16 protein-coding genes are annotated in these 16,492 nt (G+C 65.5%); 2 read left to right on the plus strand and 14 right to left on the minus strand.

The features are described from left to right. Nucleotides 1-12 precede the first annotated feature (12 nt). Nucleotides 13-2,232 (plus strand): lytic transglycosylase domain-containing protein, encoded by a 2,220-nt coding sequence (locus ACE10X_RS23110; protein ID WP_038385170.1) that lies wholly within the window; start codon nucleotides 13-15, stop codon nucleotides 2,230-2,232. A gap of 141 nt (nucleotides 2,233-2,373) precedes the next feature. Here ACE10X_RS23110 and ACE10X_RS23115 read toward each other — a convergent pair whose 3' ends face one another. The 13 genes from ACE10X_RS23115 to eno form a co-directional block, all read right to left on the minus strand. Beyond that, the gene (locus tag ACE10X_RS23115; protein ID WP_304555343.1) at nucleotides 2,374-3,342 is read right to left on the minus strand and encodes a tripartite tricarboxylate transporter substrate binding protein BugD; all 969 of its coding nucleotides are present in this window, start codon (nucleotides 3,340-3,342) and stop codon (nucleotides 2,374-2,376) included. A 78-nt stretch (nucleotides 3,343-3,420) separates the two neighbouring features. After that, a complete protein-coding gene (locus ACE10X_RS23120) occupies nucleotides 3,421-4,662 on the minus strand; it encodes a threonine synthase (protein ID WP_038385167.1) in 1,242 nt (413 codons plus the stop codon). 203 nt (nucleotides 4,663-4,865) lie between these two features. After that, the gene (lpdA, locus tag ACE10X_RS23125; RefSeq protein ID WP_375762938.1) at nucleotides 4,866-6,287 is read right to left on the minus strand and encodes a dihydrolipoyl dehydrogenase; all 1,422 of its coding nucleotides are present in this window, start codon (nucleotides 6,285-6,287) and stop codon (nucleotides 4,866-4,868) included. A gap of 17 nt (nucleotides 6,288-6,304) precedes the next feature. Then, a complete protein-coding gene (locus tag ACE10X_RS23130) occupies nucleotides 6,305-6,547 on the minus strand; it encodes a hypothetical protein (RefSeq protein ID WP_038385165.1) in 243 nt (80 codons plus the stop codon). Further along, nucleotides 6,548-6,724: a hypothetical protein gene (locus ACE10X_RS23135; RefSeq protein ID WP_162832423.1), complete on the minus strand. Its 177-nt coding sequence runs from the start codon at nucleotides 6,722-6,724 to the stop codon at nucleotides 6,548-6,550. It abuts the gene before it with no gap. A 12-nt stretch (nucleotides 6,725-6,736) separates the two neighbouring features. Next, nucleotides 6,737-8,092, minus strand: a complete 1,356-nt coding sequence (locus ACE10X_RS23140; RefSeq protein WP_375762939.1) for a pyruvate dehydrogenase complex dihydrolipoamide acetyltransferase — start codon at nucleotides 8,090-8,092, stop codon at nucleotides 6,737-6,739. 2 nt (nucleotides 8,093-8,094) lie between these two features. Further along, nucleotides 8,095-8,400: a DUF5076 domain-containing protein gene (locus ACE10X_RS23145; RefSeq protein WP_018271806.1), complete on the minus strand. Its 306-nt coding sequence runs from the start codon at nucleotides 8,398-8,400 to the stop codon at nucleotides 8,095-8,097. A gap of 5 nt (nucleotides 8,401-8,405) precedes the next feature. Then, on the minus strand, nucleotides 8,406-9,794 hold the full coding sequence (locus ACE10X_RS23150) for a pyruvate dehydrogenase complex E1 component subunit beta (protein WP_375762940.1): 1,389 nt from the start codon (nucleotides 9,792-9,794) through the stop codon (nucleotides 8,406-8,408). A gap of 45 nt (nucleotides 9,795-9,839) precedes the next feature. Beyond that, nucleotides 9,840-10,859, minus strand: a complete 1,020-nt coding sequence (gene pdhA, locus ACE10X_RS23155) for a pyruvate dehydrogenase (acetyl-transferring) E1 component subunit alpha (protein ID WP_038385162.1) — start codon at nucleotides 10,857-10,859, stop codon at nucleotides 9,840-9,842. Nucleotides 10,860-11,018: 159 nt separating this feature from the next. Next, a complete protein-coding gene (locus ACE10X_RS23160) occupies nucleotides 11,019-11,333 on the minus strand; it encodes a septum formation initiator family protein (RefSeq protein WP_026192803.1) in 315 nt (104 codons plus the stop codon). A gap of 140 nt (nucleotides 11,334-11,473) precedes the next feature. Continuing rightward, nucleotides 11,474-12,025, minus strand: coding sequence for an NADPH-dependent FMN reductase (locus ACE10X_RS23165; protein WP_038385161.1), 552 nt, complete (start codon nucleotides 12,023-12,025; stop codon nucleotides 11,474-11,476). A gap of 172 nt (nucleotides 12,026-12,197) precedes the next feature. Beyond that, entirely contained in the window at nucleotides 12,198-13,334 is a 1,137-nt protein-coding gene (locus tag ACE10X_RS23170; protein ID WP_050384529.1) for a zinc-binding dehydrogenase, read from the minus strand. Nucleotides 13,335-13,382: 48 nt separating this feature from the next. After that, complete coding sequence (eno, locus tag ACE10X_RS23175) at nucleotides 13,383-14,666, minus strand: phosphopyruvate hydratase (protein WP_375762941.1); 1,284 nt, start codon at nucleotides 14,664-14,666, stop codon at nucleotides 13,383-13,385. A 122-nt stretch (nucleotides 14,667-14,788) separates the two neighbouring features. Between eno and queF the strand changes: the two genes are divergently transcribed. Beyond that, a complete protein-coding gene (queF, locus tag ACE10X_RS23180) occupies nucleotides 14,789-15,265 on the plus strand; it encodes a preQ(1) synthase (RefSeq protein ID WP_038385158.1) in 477 nt (158 codons plus the stop codon). A gap of 12 nt (nucleotides 15,266-15,277) precedes the next feature. On the opposite strand, the gene ACE10X_RS23185 is transcribed toward queF, so the two are convergent. After that, nucleotides 15,278-16,486 (minus strand): MFS transporter, encoded by a 1,209-nt coding sequence (locus tag ACE10X_RS23185; protein WP_038385157.1) that lies wholly within the window; start codon nucleotides 16,484-16,486, stop codon nucleotides 15,278-15,280. Nucleotides 16,487-16,492 lie beyond the last annotated feature (6 nt).

The following is a 16,492-nucleotide window of genomic DNA, read 5'->3' on the forward strand; positions in this document are numbered from 1 at the left end:
GGGGACCAGGGAATGAACCGTTGCCTACGTCCGCTGGCGTGCTTCGCCACCGCCGCCGCGCTCGCGCTGCTTCCGGTCCAGGCGACCGCCAAGCCGCATCACCAGCACCAGGCCAAGAGCGGCCACGGGGACAAGAAGGCGCATGGCGGCAAGGCCGCGCGCGAAACTGCCTCCGGCAAGCGGCGGCACGCCAGACATGGCGCCGATAAGCGGAAATCCGCGAAGGCCAAATCCGCCCCTTCCAAATCCGCTGAGAAGGCGCCCGAGCCGGAGAAACCCGCCGGGCCGCAATTGTCGGGCGATCTCGCCACGATCAGGGACGCGATCCTCGCCGCGCGCAGAGGCAAGACCAGCGACGCCACCGACATCCAGGCCAAAATCACCGACCCGGTCGGGCGAAAACTCGTCGAGTGGTATCTGCTGCGCCACTCGGAATCGAGCGCGCCGTTCACCCGCTATGCGGCATTCGTGACGGCCAATCCGGATTGGCCAAGCGTCACGCTGTTGCGCAAGCGAGCCGAAGCACGGATGTGGCAGGAGCGCAGCGATCCGGCCACGGTGCACGGCTTCACCCTCGATCAGCCGATCAGCGCCAAGGGCAAGTTCGCGCTCGCCCGCACGCTGCTGGCCGAAGGCGACCGCGACGGCGCCACCCGCCTGGTGCGCGAAGCATGGCGCTCGGAGGAACTGTCCGATCGCACCGAGAGCGACGCCTATGATGCGTTCAAGGACCTGCTGACGCGCGACGACCATCGGGCGCGCATGGACAAGCGGATCGGCGCCAAGGACCTCGCCGGCGCCCGGCGCGCGGCGCAGCGGCTCGGCAGCGACGATCTGGCGATCGTGAAAGCCTGTGGCGCGGTCCGCGGACAATCCAGCAAGGCAGAGGACACACTCAACGATGTGCCGGCCGATGCCCGCCGCGATCTCGGCTACACGCTGTGCCGAATTCAGTGGCTGCTTGCGAAGAACAAGGTCGACGAAGCGGCGCGCGTGACGATCGCGGCTGAGCCCGAGACGATGGCGCAACAGGACACCGACCAGTGGTGGCGCGAGCGCCGCATCCTCTCCCGCAAGCTGCTCGACCAGGGCGAGTACCAGGCGGCCTATGACGTGATCCGGCCCGCGGCGGCGCCGGACAATCCTTATTACCGCTCCGACATGCACTTCATGCGCGGCTGGATCGCGCTGCGCTATCTCAACGACGCCAGGATCGCCGCGGCGCATTTCGCGCATATCGACGAGGGCCAGACCAACCCGACCGTGCTGGCGCGCGCCGCCTATTGGCGCGGCCGCGCCGCCGAGGCACTCGGCAATTCCGCGGCGATGCGGGCCGATTACCAGGCCGCCGCGCGCTACCCGACGGCCTATTACGGTCAGCTCGCGCTGGCCAGGCTCGGCCGTGATGGTGGCGTCGAGCTGCGCGCGCCCTCGCCGGCCGCCAACGCCGGCAGCATGGCCGCGGATGAGCGGGTCCGCGCTGCCGATATGCTCTATGCGATCGGCGAGCCCGACATCGTGCTCTATTTCGCGGCCGACCTCGCCGAGGAAAGCACCGATGTCGGGATGCTCGAAGCGCTCGGCGAGCTCACCGGCCGCCGCAACGATGCCCGCGCCATGCTGCAGATCGGCAAGATCGCACTCGCGCGCGGCTTTGCCTTCGACCATTACGCTTTTCCGGTGATCGGCATTCCCAAGCACACGCCGATCGCCCCCGATATCGGGCGCAGCATGACCTACTCGATCGCGCGTACCGAAAGCGCGTTCGACCAGCGCGACAAGTCGGCGGCCAACGCCGTCGGCCTGATGCAGGTGACTCCCGAAGCCGGCCGCGACACCGCCAAGCGCTTCGGCGTCAGCTATGACTGGAGCCGGATGGTGTCCGATCCCGTCTACAACACCCAGATGGGCGCAGCCGAATTGAGCGCGTTGCTGTCGGAATATCGCAACTGCCACATCATGACCTTTGCCGGCTACAACGCCGGCCGCGGCCGCGTTCGCGACTGGATCAAGGCCTATGGCGACCCGCGCGATCCCAAGGTCGATCCGGTCGATTGGGTGGAGCGGATCCCGATCTCGGAGACGCGCAACTACGTCCAGCGCGTGATGGAGAATTTCGCGGTCTACCAGGCGCGGTTCGAGGACGCCGGCACGGCGATAGCCAAGAACGGCGAGCGCGTCGTGACGCAGGAGAGCAACGCGGCGCCGGCTGAGGCAATGCCGTCGCAATAACGTCGTCCCGGCCTAGTACGCAATTGCGCGCGGGGCCGGGACCCATAACCACCGCTGTCAGTTGTTCGCAAATCGTCAAGCCGATTGCCCTTTGCGTCGGCCGCGGCGTATGGGTCCCGGCCTTCGCCGGGACGACAAGGTTCAATCCACCTTCACGTTGGCGGCCTTGATCATCGGCCACCATTTTGCGATTTCCGCCTTCTGCCAGGCGCCGAGTGCATCCGGCGTGAGCTGGTCCTTCGGCGGCATCTGCAAGCCCAAATTCTCGAGCTGCTTCTGCACGGCCGGATCAGCCATCGCCTCGACCGCCGCGGCGTTGAGCTTGGCCACGATCTCCTTCGGGGTACCCTTCGGCACCCAGAGGCCGGACCACAGCGTCATGTGGAAGCCCGGCAGACCGGCCTCGTCGACCGTCGGGACGTCGGGCGCATTCGCGACCCGCTTGGAATCGGTGACCGCATAGGCACGTATGTTGCCCGCGCGGACCTGGTTGATCGAATTCGAGGTCTGGTCGACGATGATGTCGATCTGGCCGGCGACGAGATCGTTCAGCGCCGGCCCGGTGCCGCGATACGGCACATATTGCAGCTTGATGCCGGAGACGTTCTCGAAATAGAGCCCGGCGATATGGCTGCCGCTGCCGGCGCCGGCGGTGCCCGCGGTCGGCGGCGCCGGCCGCGACTTCAGCCACTCCAGCAATTCCTTCAGCGATTTCGCCGGCACGGCGTTCTTGCTGACGATGATCATCGGGTTGCTCGGCAGCAGCACCACCGGCTCGAGATCGGTGACGAGGTCGTAGCCGAGCTTGTAGATCGCGCCGTTGGCGACATGGGTGCCGAGATGGCCGAACGAGATGGTGTAGCCGTCGGGTGCCGAGCGCACCGCACGGCCGACGCCAATCGAGCCGCCCGCTCCGGTCACGTTCTCGATCAGGAGCACCTCGCCCAGCGACTGCTTCATGCGCTCGCCGAGGATGCGTGCCATCGCATCCGAGGGGCCGCCGGCAGCAAACGGCACCACGATGGTGATCGGATGCGCGGGATAGGTTTCCGCGGAAACGGTCCCCGTCAACGCCAACATCGCCAATACGGCCAGAACCAGCTTCCGCATCACGCTCTCCCTCAATTTTCTTGTTTCCAATATTTTTGAAGGGCCACCTCTCGACAAGATGGCCCTTCGGATGAGGCGTCAGAACTGCGAGAAGTCGATCGGCTTGTGCCGGTCGAGTGTGCGGGTGATCGGCGGCAGCGGGTATTTCAGGCCGCTGGCGCAGTTGAACAGCATCACCCGGTCGGTCTTGCTGACGCGGCCGTCGGCGAGGCTCTCCTTGTAGGCGGCATAGGTCGCGGCACCCTCGGGGCACAGCAGCAGCCCCTCCTCGCGCGCAACCTCGTTGAGGGCGGCGCTGATCTTGTCGTCATCGACGGCGATCGCAAAGCCCTTGCTCTCGCGCACCGCGCGCAAAATGAGGAAGTCGCCGATCGCCTGCGGCACGCGGATGCCCGAGGCGATGGTGTGGGCGTCCTCCCAGCGCGCGGCGTGCTCGGTGCCGGCGTCATAGGCCCGCACCATCGGCGCGCAGCCGGAGGCCTGCACCGCGACCATGCGCGGGCGCTTGCTTCCGATGAAGCCGATCTTCTCGAGCTCGTCGAACGCCTTCCACATCCCGATCAGGCCGGTGCCGCCGCCGGTCGGATAGAAGATCACGTCGGGCACGTCCCAGCCGAGCTGCTCGGCGAGCTCGAGGCCCATCGTCTTCTTGCCCTCGATCCGGTACGGCTCCTTCAGGGTCGAGGTGTCGAACCAGCCGACTTTCGCTTTTCCCTCGCCGACGATCTTGCCGCAGTCGTCGATATAGCCGTTGACACGATAGACGGTGGCGCCCTGCAGCTCGATCTCGCTGACATTCACCTCCGGCGTATCCGCCGGGCAGAAGATCGTGGTCTTGATGCCGCAGGAGGTGGCATAGGCCGCCAGTGCCGCGCCGGCATTGCCGTTGGTCGGCATCGCCATGTGCTTGATGCCGAGCGCCTTGCCCATCGACACCGCCATTACCAGGCCGCGTGCCTTGAACGAGCCGGTCGGCAGCCGCCCTTCATCTTTCACAATGATCTCGCCGCCGCCAAGCTTTGCGCCGAGCCGCGGCAGCCGGATCAGCGGCGTCGTGACTTCGCCGAGCGAGACGATGTCCTTGCATTTGCGCACCGGCAGCAGCTCGCGGTAGCGCCACAGATCGGCGGGACGCTGCGCCAGCGCGTCCTTGGTCAGCGCCTTCTTCACCCCGGCAAGATCGTAGCGCACCAGCAGCGGCTTGCCGACCTTGGAGAGGTTGTGCACCTGGTCGGCGGGATAATGATCGCCCTCCATCGCGCATTCGAGATGGGTGACGAAGGTCGGGCGTTCGATGGTGAGGTTGTCGTTGTCTTTCACGAGATTCTGTCCTTCTTGTTCTTCGTGATGTCTTCTCTGCCAGACCCGTCACCCCCGCGCAAAGGCGAAGCCTTTGTCGCTGGAGGAGGCCGCGCAGCGGCCGTCTCGAAGGGCGACGAGCCCCGCTGCTCGATCCGGGCCGTGCATCCTTCGAGACGCGCTCCTCAGGATGACGGGACTTCTATCGGCGACGTCTCCGAACGTTAGATATTCAGCACGCGCCCGTAGGCGTCGAGGACGGCTTCCTTCATCATCTCCGACAAGGTCGGATGCGGGAATACGGTGTGCATCAATTCCTCTTCCGTGGTCTCCAGATTCATCGCCACGACGTAGCCCTGGATCAGCTCGGTGACCTCGGCGCCGATCATGTGGGCGCCGAGCAGCTGGCCGGTCTTCTTGTCGAAGATCACCTTGACGAGGCCCTGGTCCTCGCCGAGCGCGATCGCCTTGCCGTTGCCCACGAACGGGAAGCGGCCGACCCGGATCTCGCGGCCGCCTTCCTTGGCGTTGGCCTCGGTGAGGCCGACGGAGGCGACCTGCGGGTTGCAGTAGGTGCAGCCCGGGATCATCAGCTTGTCCATCGGATGCGGATGCAGGCCCTTGATCGCCTCGATGCAGATCACGCCTTCATGCTCGGCCTTGTGCGCGAGCATCGGCGGCCCCGCGACGTCGCCGATCGCATAGATGCCGGGAACGTTGGTCTTGCCGAGGCCGTCGATCACGATGCAGCCGCGGTCGGTTTTGACGCTGAGCTTCTCCAGCCCGAGATTCTCGATATTGCCGACCACGCCGACCGCCGAGATCACGCGCTCGAACTCCACCGCTTGCGGCTTCTCCTTGCCGTCGTCGATGGTCGCAACCACGCTGTCGGCCTTCTTCTCGAGCTTTGTCACCTTGGTCGAGGTGAGGATCTTGATCCCCATCTTCTCGAAGCGTTTGCGCGCAAGACCGGCGATCTCGGCGTCCTCGACGGGCAGGATCTGCGGCAGCACCTCGACCACGGTGACATCGGCGCCCATGGTGTGGAAGAACGAGGCGAACTCGATGCCGATCGCGCCGGAGCCGACCACCAGCAGCGATTTCGGCATCCGCTCCGGCACCATCGCCTCGAAATAGGTCCAGATCAGCTTCTTGTCGGGCTCGAGCCCGGGCAGCACGCGCGGCCGCGCGCCGGTCGCCACGATGATGTGCTTGGCCTGATAGGTCCCCTCGCCACTGGCGCCCTTCGGCGCCTCGACCGCCGACTTCTTCACCGTGATCTTGCCGGGCGCATCGATCGTGGCCTCGCCCCAGATCACCGTGACCTTGTTCTTCTTCATCAGGAAGCCGACGCCGTCATTGAGGCGCTTCGAGACGCCGCGCGAGCGCTGCACCACCGCCTTCGGATCGAACGAGACGTTGTCGGCCGACAGTCCGTAATCCTTTGCGTGCTGCATGTAGTGATAGATCTCGGCGGAGCGCAGCAGCGCCTTGGTCGGGATGCAGCCCCAGTTCAGGCAGATGCCGCCGAGATAGGATTTCTCGACGATCGCGGTCTTGAAGCCGAGTTGCGCGGCGCGGATCGCGGTCACGTAGCCGCCGGGGCCGGAGCCGATGATGATGACGTCAAAGGATGTATCGGCCATGGCGGCTCCCGTTCAACTCAACGTGTGGCGCCGCGGGCGCGGCTTCTTGCGATCAATGACCTGACCAGCCATTCGAGCCCGGTCGCCAGGGCCATGATGGCCAGGGCCGTCAGCACGATCGGCTGGGCGATGTTCCGCGCCAGCTGTTCGCCGGCGAAGAACGCGGAGTGCAGAAAATCGAACCCGACCGGATTGCAGGCCAGCGCGGCCGACAGCAATAGCGAGATCCAGGGCCAGCGCGTGCGAGCCGTGCCGGCCATTCATCCGTACTCCCGCCATACCGCACCGAGGAACACGGACCACGCCAGCGCCAGCACCGCGGCGCCGATCATCATGATCCTGAACTGGATCGTCGATATCAGGTCGCGGTTGACCGCAACGAGCAACGCGACGGCGACGGCGGCGAGCAGGACGTACGGACCGTAGATCGCGTACATGGCGGATGCCCGTCACACCATCATCATCACGGGGTTTTCGATCAGCTGCTTGAAGGCGCCGATCAGCTCGGCGCCGAGCGCGCCGTCGATCGCGCGGTGATCGCACGACAGGGTCACGCTCATCATATGCGCGATCTCGATCTTGCCGCCGCGCACCACCGGACGCTCCTCCGAGGTGCCGACCGCGAGGATCGAGGCATGCGGCGGATTGATCACGGCGGTGAAGTGGTTGATGCCGTACATGCCGAGATTGGAGACCGCGGTGGTGCCGCCCTGATATTCCTCGGGCTTCAGCTTGCGGGCGCGGGCGCGCGTGGCGAAATCCTTCATCTCGTTGGAGATGGTCGAGAGCGTCTTGGTCTCGGCCTTGCGGATGATCGGCGTGATCAGGCCGCCCGGCATCGCCACCGCGACGCCGACGTCGGAATGCTTGTGCTTGAGCATGCCGCCTTCGGTCCAGCTGACGTTGCAGTTCGGAATCTTCTGCAGCGCGACCGCCATCGCCTTGATGACGAAGTCGTTGACCGAGATCTTGTAGAGTGGCTTCTTCTCCTTGTCCTTCGGCGCTGAGGCGTTGATCTCCTCGCGCGCGGCGAGCAGCTTGCCGATGTCGCAGTCGATGGTGAGGTAGAAGTGCGGGACGTTCTGCACCGAGGCGGTGAGACGCTGCGCGATGGTGCGGCGCATGCCGTCATGCGGCACCACCTCGTAGGAGCCCGGCTCGAACAGCGCGAGGATCTGCTTGTCCGACATCGACGGCGCGATGCTCGGTCCCGCGGCGGGCGCGGCCGCCGGCGCCTTCAGGCCCTTGCCGGACTTGGCCTCGTCGACGTCGCGCGCGATGACCCGGCCATGCGGGCCGGTGCCGGTGATGCGGGCGAGATCGATGCCGGCTTCCTTTGCCAACCGGCGCGCCAGCGGCGATGAGAACACCCGGGCGTGGCCGTTGGCCTGCGCGGCGGCCTGAGGCGCCGCGGCGGGCGCTGCGGCCGGCTTTGGCGCAGGCGCTGCCGCCGGTGCCGGAGCCGCCGCCGGCGCGGCCTGGGCCGCGGGTTTCGGCGCCTCGGCGGGTTTCGCGGCCGGTGCTGCGCCCGCTCCGGCGCTGGCCGCCGCCTTCACATCCTCGCCGTCGCCGGCCATGACCGCGATGACGTCGTTGACCGGCACGTCCTGGGTGCCTTCGGGCACCAGGATCCTGGCGATCGTGCCTTCGTCGACCGCCTCGACTTCCATCGTCGCCTTGTCGGTCTCGATCTCCGCGATCACGTCGCCGGACTTGACCTTGTCGCCCTCTTTCTTGAGCCACTTGGCGAGGTTGCCCTTTTCCATCGTCGGCGACAGCGCGGGCATGAGAATATTGATCGGCATTGTCAGTGACCTTGTTGCGACCGCGGTTTGGTTTGGCCCATGTCGGTCGGCCGGGCGATTTCGGCTTCGAACATCTCGACGATGCGCGCGAGCGCCTCGTCCTCGGTGTATTCGCTCTCGCGCGCATAGGCGCGCGCGGCATGGCGGGCGATGTCGACCAGCATCAGCCCCCACATGTCCGGCTCCTCGAAAGCGCGCTGGAACGCGATCGACAGGCCGCCATCGACGACGAAGGCGCGCAGCACCTCGATGGCGTCGTCGCGGCCCATCACGTCGGGCGGCAGCGGCTGCTCCTTGGGACCGGCCATCGGCGTTACCGGTAGGATACGGCCTTGGCGGCGGCGACCACCTCGGCGACGGAGGGCAGAGCGAGCTTTTCGAGGTTGGCGGCATAGGGCATCGGCACGTCCTTGCCGGAGACGCGCGCCACCGGCGCGTCGAGATAGTCGAAGGCGTGCTCCATGATGCGCGCGGCGACCTCGGAGCCGACGCCGCTCTGCTGCCAGCCCTCCTCGACCGTCACCGCGCGGCCGGTCTTCTTCACCGAGTTGATGACGGTCTCGGTGTCCATCGGACGGATGGTGCGCAGATCGACCACCTCGGCCTCGATGCCTTCCTTGGCGAGTTCGTCGGCAGCCTTCAGCGCGTACGACATGCCCATCGCCCAGGAGACGATGGTGACGTCCTTGCCGGCGCGGGCAATCCGCGCCTTGCCGATCGGCACCACGAAATCAGCCAGCTTCGGCACCTCGCCGGTGTGGCCGTACAGCACCTCGTTCTCGAGGAAGATCACCGGATTGGGATCGCGGATCGCGGCCTTGAGCAGGCCCTTGTAATCGGCGGCCGAATACGGCGCGATCACCTTGAGGCCCGGAATCTGCGAATACCACGCCGCGTAGTCCTGGCTGTGCTGGGCGGCGACGCGCGCGGCGGCGCCGTTCGGGCCGCGGAACACGATCGAGCATCCCATCTGGCCGCCGGACATATAGAGCGTCTTGGCGGCGGAGTTGATGATCTGGTCGATCCCCTGCATGGCGAAGTTGAAGGTCATGAACTCGACGATCGGCTTCAAGCCTGCCATCGCCGCGCCGACGCCGACGCCGGCAAAGCCGTGCTCGGTGATCGGCGTGTCGATCACGCGGCGGGCGCCGAATTCCTGCAACAGGCCCTGCGTCACCTTGTAGGCGCCCTGATATTCCGCGACCTCCTCGCCCATGATGAAGACGTCGCCGTCGCGGCGCATCTCCTCGGCCATCGCATCGCGCAGCGCCTCGCGAATGGTCTGCGTGACCATCTCGGTTCCCGCAGGGATTTCCGGATCAGGCAGCGGCTCGGGCGCGGCCGGCGCCTTCGCCGCGGGCTGCGGCGCTTCCGCCTTGGCTTCGGCAGGCGCGGCCTCGGCGGCCTTCGGCTGCGGCACTGGTGCCGCCGGCGCCTTGGCGAGGTCGGCGGCGCTTTCGCCGTCGACGAGAATGGTGGCGATCGGCGTGTTCACCGCGACGTCCGCGGTGCCTTCCGGAATCAGGATCTTGCCGAGCGTGCCCTCGTCGGTTGCCTCGACCTCCATCGTCGCCTTGTCGGTCTCGATCTCGGCGATGACGTCACCGGACTTGATGGTCTCGCCTTCCTTTTTCAGCCATTTGGCGAGGTTGCCCTTCTCCATGGTGGGCGACAGCGCAGGCATCAGCACTTGAATGGGCATATCGGCTCCCGAAATCGGTCTTGAAATTCGTCTGCGCGGGTGGGGTCAGCGGTAGATGTCGGTGTAGAGCTCGGCCGGATCCGGCTCCGGATCGTGCTGCGCGAAGTCGGCGGCCTCGTTGACGATCTCGCGCACCTGGGCGTCGATCGCCTTCAGGTCCTGCTCGCTGGCGCCCGAGGCCAGCAAGCGGTTGCGCACCTGCTCGATCGGGTCCTGGTCGTGACGCACCTTCTCGACCTCCTCGCGCGTGCGGTACTTCGCCGGATCGGACATCGAGTGACCGCGGTAGCGGTAGGTCTGCATCTCCAGAATCATCGGACCGTTGCCGCCGCGGGACCAGGCCACGGCCTCATCGGCGGCGGCCTTGACCGCGCGCACGTCCATTCCGTCGACCTGCTTGCCCGGAATGTTGAAGGAGGCGCCGCGCTTGGAGAAGTCCTGCTGGGCCGATGCGCGCGACACCGAGGTGCCCATCGCATAGCGGTTGTTCTCGATCACGTAGATCACCGGCAGCTTCCACAGCTCCGCCATGTTGAAGCTTTCGTAGACCTGGCCCTGGTTGGCCGCGCCGTCGCCAAAATAGGTCACGCTGACGTTATCGTTGCCGCGATAGCGGTTGGCGAACGCAAGGCCGGTGCCGAGCGAGACCTGCGCACCCACGATCCCGTGACCGCCGTAGAAATGCTTTTCCTTGCTGAACATGTGCATGGAGCCGCCCTTGCCGCGGGAATAGCCGCCGCGGCGTCCGGTCAATTCGGCCATCACGCCCTTGGCTTCCATGTCGCAGGCCAGCATGTGGCCGTGGTCCCGGTAGCCCGTTATGACCTCGTCACCCGGCTTCAGCGCCATCTGCATGCCGACCACGACCGCTTCCTGGCCGATATAGAGATGGCAGAAACCGCCGATCGCACCCATGCCGTAGAGTTGACCGGCCTTCTCCTCGAAGCGCCGGATCAGGAGCATGTCCCGCAGTGCCTTGAGCTCCTGCTCCTTGGTGAATTCGGGGGGAGAGCCGGCCTTCTCCTGCCCTGATTCTTTTGCGACGCTTTTCTTGGGTGCGGCCATGGCAATTCCGGGTGAGAGAAGTCGGAGAACCCTCTCTAACCCAACTCAAATCGCCTTGGAAGGATTGCGTTCGCCCGATGGAATTTTGCTATGCCGCACTGCAGCGCAGCGCGACATTTTTGTGATAGCGCGCGAGTGATTTTGAAATTTGAGAACGCGTCAGTACTTGTTGATCCGAACGAGATCGCGCGGATTGGCGTAGTCGAGCTGAAAGCGCGCACGCTCGTCCAGCATGTCGGGATCGACCCGGTCCGACCGCAACAGCGACACCCGCTGCTCGCCCTCGGCCCGCTCCTTCTTCAGCCGCGCCAGCTCGGAGGTCAGCGCGATGATCTCCTGATCGAGCTCCTGCCGCGCGTTCAAGCCGTATTTGCCGGTGTAGGCGTTGACGCCGAAATAACCGACCATCAGCGCCGCCAGCGTATAGAGGGCGAGCCCGGTCAGAATCGATTTGAGGCGTGTGCGGGAAACCATGGCCGCGAGCATGCGGCCATGGGGTTAATGAAGGCTGAACCAGAGCGTTTTCGAGCGAAGTGGATACCGGTTCGCGTGAAGACAACGCGTCAAAACAAGTTCAGAGTCCCGTTCCGATTCAATCGGAACAGGGCTCTTGCTCAGCGGTTCTGCTTTTCGATAAAGGCCGCGAAGGCGTCGAGGTACTGCTGCAGCACGCCCTTGAGCGACTCCTTGGTCAGTTCGCCGTTGTCGTTGAAGGCATCGCCGACGCCGTTGAGATAGGCTTCCGGCTGACCGAGGATCGGACCGGAAATGCCCGGCAGGATGTTCTGCAGGTGCTTCACCGCGCTGACGCCGCCGAGCGGTCCGGGCGAATTGCCGATGATGCCGATCGGCTTGCCGCTGAACGAGCTCTTGCCGTAGGGCCGCGAGGCGACGTCGATGGCGTTCTTCAGCACGCCCGGGATCGAGCGATTGTATTCGGGGGTCACGAACAGCACGCCGTTCGACTTCTGCAGCTTCTCGCGGAAGGCGAGCCAGTCCGCCGGCGGCGCGGCTTCGAGGTCCTGGTTGAAGAAGGAAATTTCCTGAAGCGTCGTCACATCGAGCTTCAGCGACGCCGGTGCAAGCTTGGCCAGCGCATTGGCGATCTTGAGCGAGAAGCTCTGCTTGCGGATGCTGCCGACGATGGTGACGATGTTATAGGCCATAGCAAATTCCCCTCGGGGTTGCGCGTGAAACTGGTGGCCCTCACCTACCGGGGCACCAAGAAAGATGCAAGTGCATGGATCGTCCAATTCCGGAAACGCAGCGTTTCGCCGAATTGGTCTATGCAAAGCAAAAAGCGCCGCCCCTGTCGGGACGGCCCTTGCGTTTCGATCCTCAGCCCTTGTTCGGGTTGATCAGGAATTTCTCGCCGGTCGCGCGCTTGTTGTAGACGGCGATGTTGTCGAGCTGCAGGGTCTCCTGCAACGAGACCACCTTGGTGTAGTGACTGGCGAAGGTCGTCTTCAGTTCGGCCACCACGCGTTGGCGCAGCTTGTTGCCGGCCTCCGGACCGATCTTCATCAGAAACGGGAACAGCAGCCAGCCGCCGACGCCCCAGGCCATGCCGAAGCCGCGCGGCAATTCGATCGAGCGGGTGTCGAGGCTGCCATAGACGTAAACCTGCTTGTGCACGTTCGAGCCGTAGCGGCTATAGGCCTTGGCGGTCTTGTTGATCGCGGTCTCCATCGCGACCAGGATCTGGCCAGCGAGCTTGCCGCCGCCGATCGCATCGAAGGCGATGGTGGCGCCGGTCTCGACCAACGCGCCGGTGAGCTTGTCCATGAAATCGGGCGCGGAGGAATCGACGACATGCTTGGCGCCGATCTTGTGCAGGATGTCGGCCTGCTCCTTGTTGCGCACGATGTTGACGAGGCCGATGCCGTCCTTGAGACAGATCTTGTTGAGCATCTGGCCGAGGTTGGACGCCGCCGCGGTGTGCACCAGCGCCTTGTGCCCCTCGCGCCGCATCGTCTCGGTCATGCCGAGCGCGGTCAGCGGATTGACGAAGCAGGACGCGCCTTCCGCCGGCGTGGTGCCGTCGGGCAGCGGCAAGCATTCGTTGACGCGCAGCGTGCGGTATTGCGCGTACATCGCGCCACCGATCATCGCGACCGTGCGGCCCATCAGCGCTTTCGCCGCATCCGATGAACCGGTCCTGATCACGACGCCGGCGCCTTCATTGCCGACCGGCATGGACTCGTCGAGCCGCGCGGCAAGGCCCGGCAATGCCGCTTCCGGCACGCGCGCGGTGACCACGGGCAATTCCTTGCTGCCGGAGACCTTGGCGGCCGACATGTCGGCCGGGCCGATCAGAAGACCGAGATCGGACGGATTGATCGGGGTCGCCTCGACCCGGACCACGACTTCGTCGGGGCCGGGCTCGGGGGTCGGGACGTTGACCAGCGATATCTCGAGCTCGCCATTCTTCTTGAGCAGCGAACGCAGTTGCAGACCGCTCTTGCCGTCGCTCATCCCGACCTCCCGTTTTTGCGTTTGTTGGATCCCGATCAAGTTGGGGCGCTACGCCAGCGCCTTCAAGGCCGCCCTGCCCGCGTATTTCGCCTGGGTGCCGAGCTGCTGCTCGATGCGCAGCAGCTGGTTATACTTGGCGGTGCGGTCCGAGCGTGCCAGCGAGCCGGTCTTGATCTGCCCGCAATTGGTGGCGACCGCGAGATCGGCGATCGTGGAATCTTCGGTCTCGCCGGAGCGGTGCGACATCACGGCGGTGTAGCCGGCCTTGTAGGCCATCTCGATCGCCGCAAGCGTCTCGGTCAGCGTGCCGATCTGGTTGACCTTGACCAGGATCGAATTGGCGCGGCCGTTCTTGATGCCGTCGGCAAGCCGGGTGACGTTGGTGACGAACAGATCGTCGCCGACCAGCTGGCACTTCTTGCCGATCGCATCCGTCAGCTCCTTCCAGCCGTCCATGTCGTCCTCCGACATGCCGTCCTCGATGGTGACGATCGGATAGCGGCCGACGAGATCGGCGAGATACTTCACCTGCTCGGAGCGCGAGCGGGTCTTGTTCTCGCCGCCATAGACGTAGGAGCCTTCCTTGAAGAATTCGGTCGAGGCGCAGTCGAGGCCGAGCACGACGTCGTCGCCCGCCTTGTAGCCGGCCTTGCCGATTGCGTTCATGACGAACTCGAGCGCGGCGTCGGCCGACGGCAGGTTCGGCGCGAAGCCGCCCTCGTCGCCGACATTGGTGTTGTGGCCGGCCTTCTTCAGTTCGCCGCGCAGCGTGTGGAAGATTTCCGAACCGCAACGCAGCGCCTCGGCGAACGACGTGGCGCCGACCGGCAGGATCATGAATTCCTGGAAGTCGATCGGGTTGTCGGCATGCACGCCGCCATTGATGATGTTCATCATCGGCACCGGCAGCGTCCGCGCCGAGGTGCCGCCGACATAACGATACATCGGCATGTCGAAGGATTCGGCGGCGGCCTTGGCGCAGGCCAGCGAGACGCCGAGGATGGCGTTGGCCCCGAGCCGGCTCTTGTTCGTCGTGCCGTCGAGCTCGATCATGATCTGGTCGATCGCGACCTGCTCCTCGACGGCCTGGTCGCTGAGCGCCTCGAAGATCTCGCCGTTGACGGCGGCGACCGCCTTCTCGACGCCCTTGCCGAGGTAACGCGACTTGTCGCCGTCACGCAGTTCCACCGCCTCATGCGCGCCGGTGGACGCGCCCGATGGCACCGCCGCGCGACCGATTGACCCATCCTCCAGCACCACATCGACCTCGACCGTGGGGTTGCCGCGGCTATCCAGGATTTCGCGGCCGATGATGTCGACGATGTCAGTCATGAGAACCTCTTATGGCAGTGAGGGGGTCGGATGGCGGTGCTTCTAGCGCAATGCATCGAGGGGGAAAAGGCCGGGTGACGGGCGCCCGATCATAGGCTAGGAGACCCCACGGAGACCCTCGAATGGCAAAGAAATCCAGCAAATCAACGACCTCCCCCGGCCTGCAACTCGGCCGTGCGGTGGAATGGCCCGACGCGCCGGAAAAGGCGCAGCTCGACCGCGTTCCCAATCCGCAAGCTGGTACCGATTATCTGGTCCGCTTCACGGTGCCGGAGTTCACCTCGATCTGCCCGGTAACGGGCCAACCGGATTTCGCGCATCTGGTGATCGACTATGTGCCGGGCCGCTGGCTGCTGGAATCCAAGTCGCTGAAGCTGTTCGCCGCGAGCTTCCGCAACCATGGCGCATTCCATGAGGATTGCACTGTCATGATCGGCAAGCGCATCTCGGACGAGATCAAGCCGAAATGGCTGCGCATCGGCGGCTATTGGTATCCGCGTGGCGGCATCCCGATCGACGTGTTCTTCCAGACCGGTCGGCTGCCGAAGGGCCTCTGGGTTCCCGATCAGGGCGTCGCGACTTATCGCGGGCGGGGCTAAGGGCTTAGTCTCTTAAGGCTCGACGTCTGGCCGCGCGGCGGCATCGGCCGGCCGCGTCTGCTTCAGGAATCTCGCGCAGATGAATCCGAGCACGACCATCACGGCGGCGGCTGACACCAACGTCGCGGTCTTGCCGACGTGTTGCAGGCCGAAGCCATAGGCGATCGGGCCGACGGTCTGGCCCATGAAAAAGAAGAACGAGTGCAGCGACAGCGCGGTGGCCCGCGCCTCGACCGACAGCTCGCTGGCGAACACCTGCAGGCAGCCGTGGATCATGTAGAAGCCAAGGCCCATCACCAACAGGCCCGCCATCTGCAGCTTCCAGTGCGGCCCGAAGGCGACGCCGACCAATTGAATCGCGACCAGCGTCGCGCCGACGACCATCATGCCCCTCACCCCGATCCACGGCAGCAGGCGCGACACCGTCAGCGTGTAGAGCAATCCGCCGATCGCAAAGCCCGCGATCACGATGCCGGCGATCGACAGCGAGGTCTCGCCGAGCTCGAACAGGAACGAGGCGATGAAGGGAAACAGCCCGAGCACGCAGCAGCCTTCGACGAAGACCGCCGAGTAGCAGATCCGCGCGTTCGGGTTGGTGAAGATGGTGCGATAGCCGTGGCGCAGCGCCTTCAGGCTGGTGCGCGGCGGACGGTTCAGCGCGGCGCCGCGGAAACCGGCCGCAACCGCCAGCGCGACGATGATCACGAGGCCGCCGAGCACCGCGAGCACGCCGCGCCAGCCGAGGAAATCGCCGATCAGGCCCGAGGCCGTCGCGCCAAGCAGGTTGCCGGTCATCGAGCCCGCCAGCGTTCGCCCGATCGCGAGCTGCCGCTTGTCGGGACCGACGAGATCGCTGGTCAGCGACAGCGCCACCGGAAACACGCCGCCCGAGCCGATGCCGGCGAGGATGCGGGTCACGAACAGCATCGGGAACGAGGTCGACAGCGCGCCGAGGATGTTGGCGACGCCGAGCAGCCCGAGGCAGATCGTCATCAGCCGCGCCTTGCCGAACAGGTCGGCAGCGGCGCCGATCGCCGGCTGGACCGCGGCGAAGGTAAAGGCGAACACCGCGGCAAAGCTCGCCGCGGTCGCGATGCTGACGCCGAAGTCCTCGGCGACATGCGGCAGCACCGGATCGAGCGCGCGCACCGACAGGCTCGCCGCGAAGGTCGCCAGCGTGATGACGTTGAGGGCCGGCGGCATGCCGCTGGTTGCGGTCATGTCGTT

Origin of the sequence: Bradyrhizobium sp. Pha-3 (genome assembly GCF_042258325.1) — a bacterium.
GTDB classification, from domain to species: domain Bacteria; phylum Pseudomonadota; class Alphaproteobacteria; order Rhizobiales; family Xanthobacteraceae; genus Bradyrhizobium; species Bradyrhizobium elkanii.

Excerpts from the sequence above, each read along its gene's own strand:
- eno (WP_375762941.1), bottom strand. The coding sequence starts at position 14,666 with ATGACTGACATCGTCGACATCATCGGCCGCGAAATCCTGGATAGCCGC.
- ACE10X_RS23130 (WP_038385165.1), bottom strand. The coding sequence starts at position 6,547 with ATGGCCGGCACGGCTCGCACGCGCTGGCCCTGGATCTCGCTATTGCTG.
- queF (WP_038385158.1), top strand. The coding sequence starts at position 14,789 with ATGGCAAAGAAATCCAGCAAATCAACGACCTCCCCCGGCCTGCAACTC.
- ACE10X_RS23115 (WP_304555343.1), bottom strand. The coding sequence starts at position 3,342 with ATGCGGAAGCTGGTTCTGGCCGTATTGGCGATGTTGGCGTTGACGGGG.
- ACE10X_RS23145 (WP_018271806.1), bottom strand. The coding sequence starts at position 8,400 with ATGGCCGGTCCCAAGGAGCAGCCGCTGCCGCCCGACGTGATGGGCCGC.
- ACE10X_RS23135 (WP_162832423.1), bottom strand. The coding sequence starts at position 6,724 with ATGTACGCGATCTACGGTCCGTACGTCCTGCTCGCCGCCGTCGCCGTC.
- ACE10X_RS23150 (WP_375762940.1), bottom strand. The coding sequence starts at position 9,794 with ATGCCCATTCAAGTGCTGATGCCTGCGCTGTCGCCCACCATGGAGAAG.
- ACE10X_RS23170 (WP_050384529.1), bottom strand. The coding sequence starts at position 13,334 with ATGAGCGACGGCAAGAGCGGTCTGCAACTGCGTTCGCTGCTCAAGAAG.
- ACE10X_RS23110 (WP_038385170.1), top strand. The coding sequence starts at position 13 with ATGAACCGTTGCCTACGTCCGCTGGCGTGCTTCGCCACCGCCGCCGCG.
- lpdA (WP_375762938.1), bottom strand. The coding sequence starts at position 6,287 with ATGGCCGATACATCCTTTGACGTCATCATCATCGGCTCCGGCCCCGGC.
- ACE10X_RS23165 (WP_038385161.1), bottom strand. The coding sequence starts at position 12,025 with ATGGCCTATAACATCGTCACCATCGTCGGCAGCATCCGCAAGCAGAGC.
- ACE10X_RS23140 (WP_375762939.1), bottom strand. The coding sequence starts at position 8,092 with ATGCCGATCAATATTCTCATGCCCGCGCTGTCGCCGACGATGGAAAAG.
- pdhA (WP_038385162.1), bottom strand. The coding sequence starts at position 10,859 with ATGGCCGCACCCAAGAAAAGCGTCGCAAAAGAATCAGGGCAGGAGAAG.
- ACE10X_RS23185 (WP_038385157.1), bottom strand. The coding sequence starts at position 16,486 with ATGACCGCAACCAGCGGCATGCCGCCGGCCCTCAACGTCATCACGCTG.
- ACE10X_RS23160 (WP_026192803.1), bottom strand. The coding sequence starts at position 11,333 with ATGGTTTCCCGCACACGCCTCAAATCGATTCTGACCGGGCTCGCCCTC.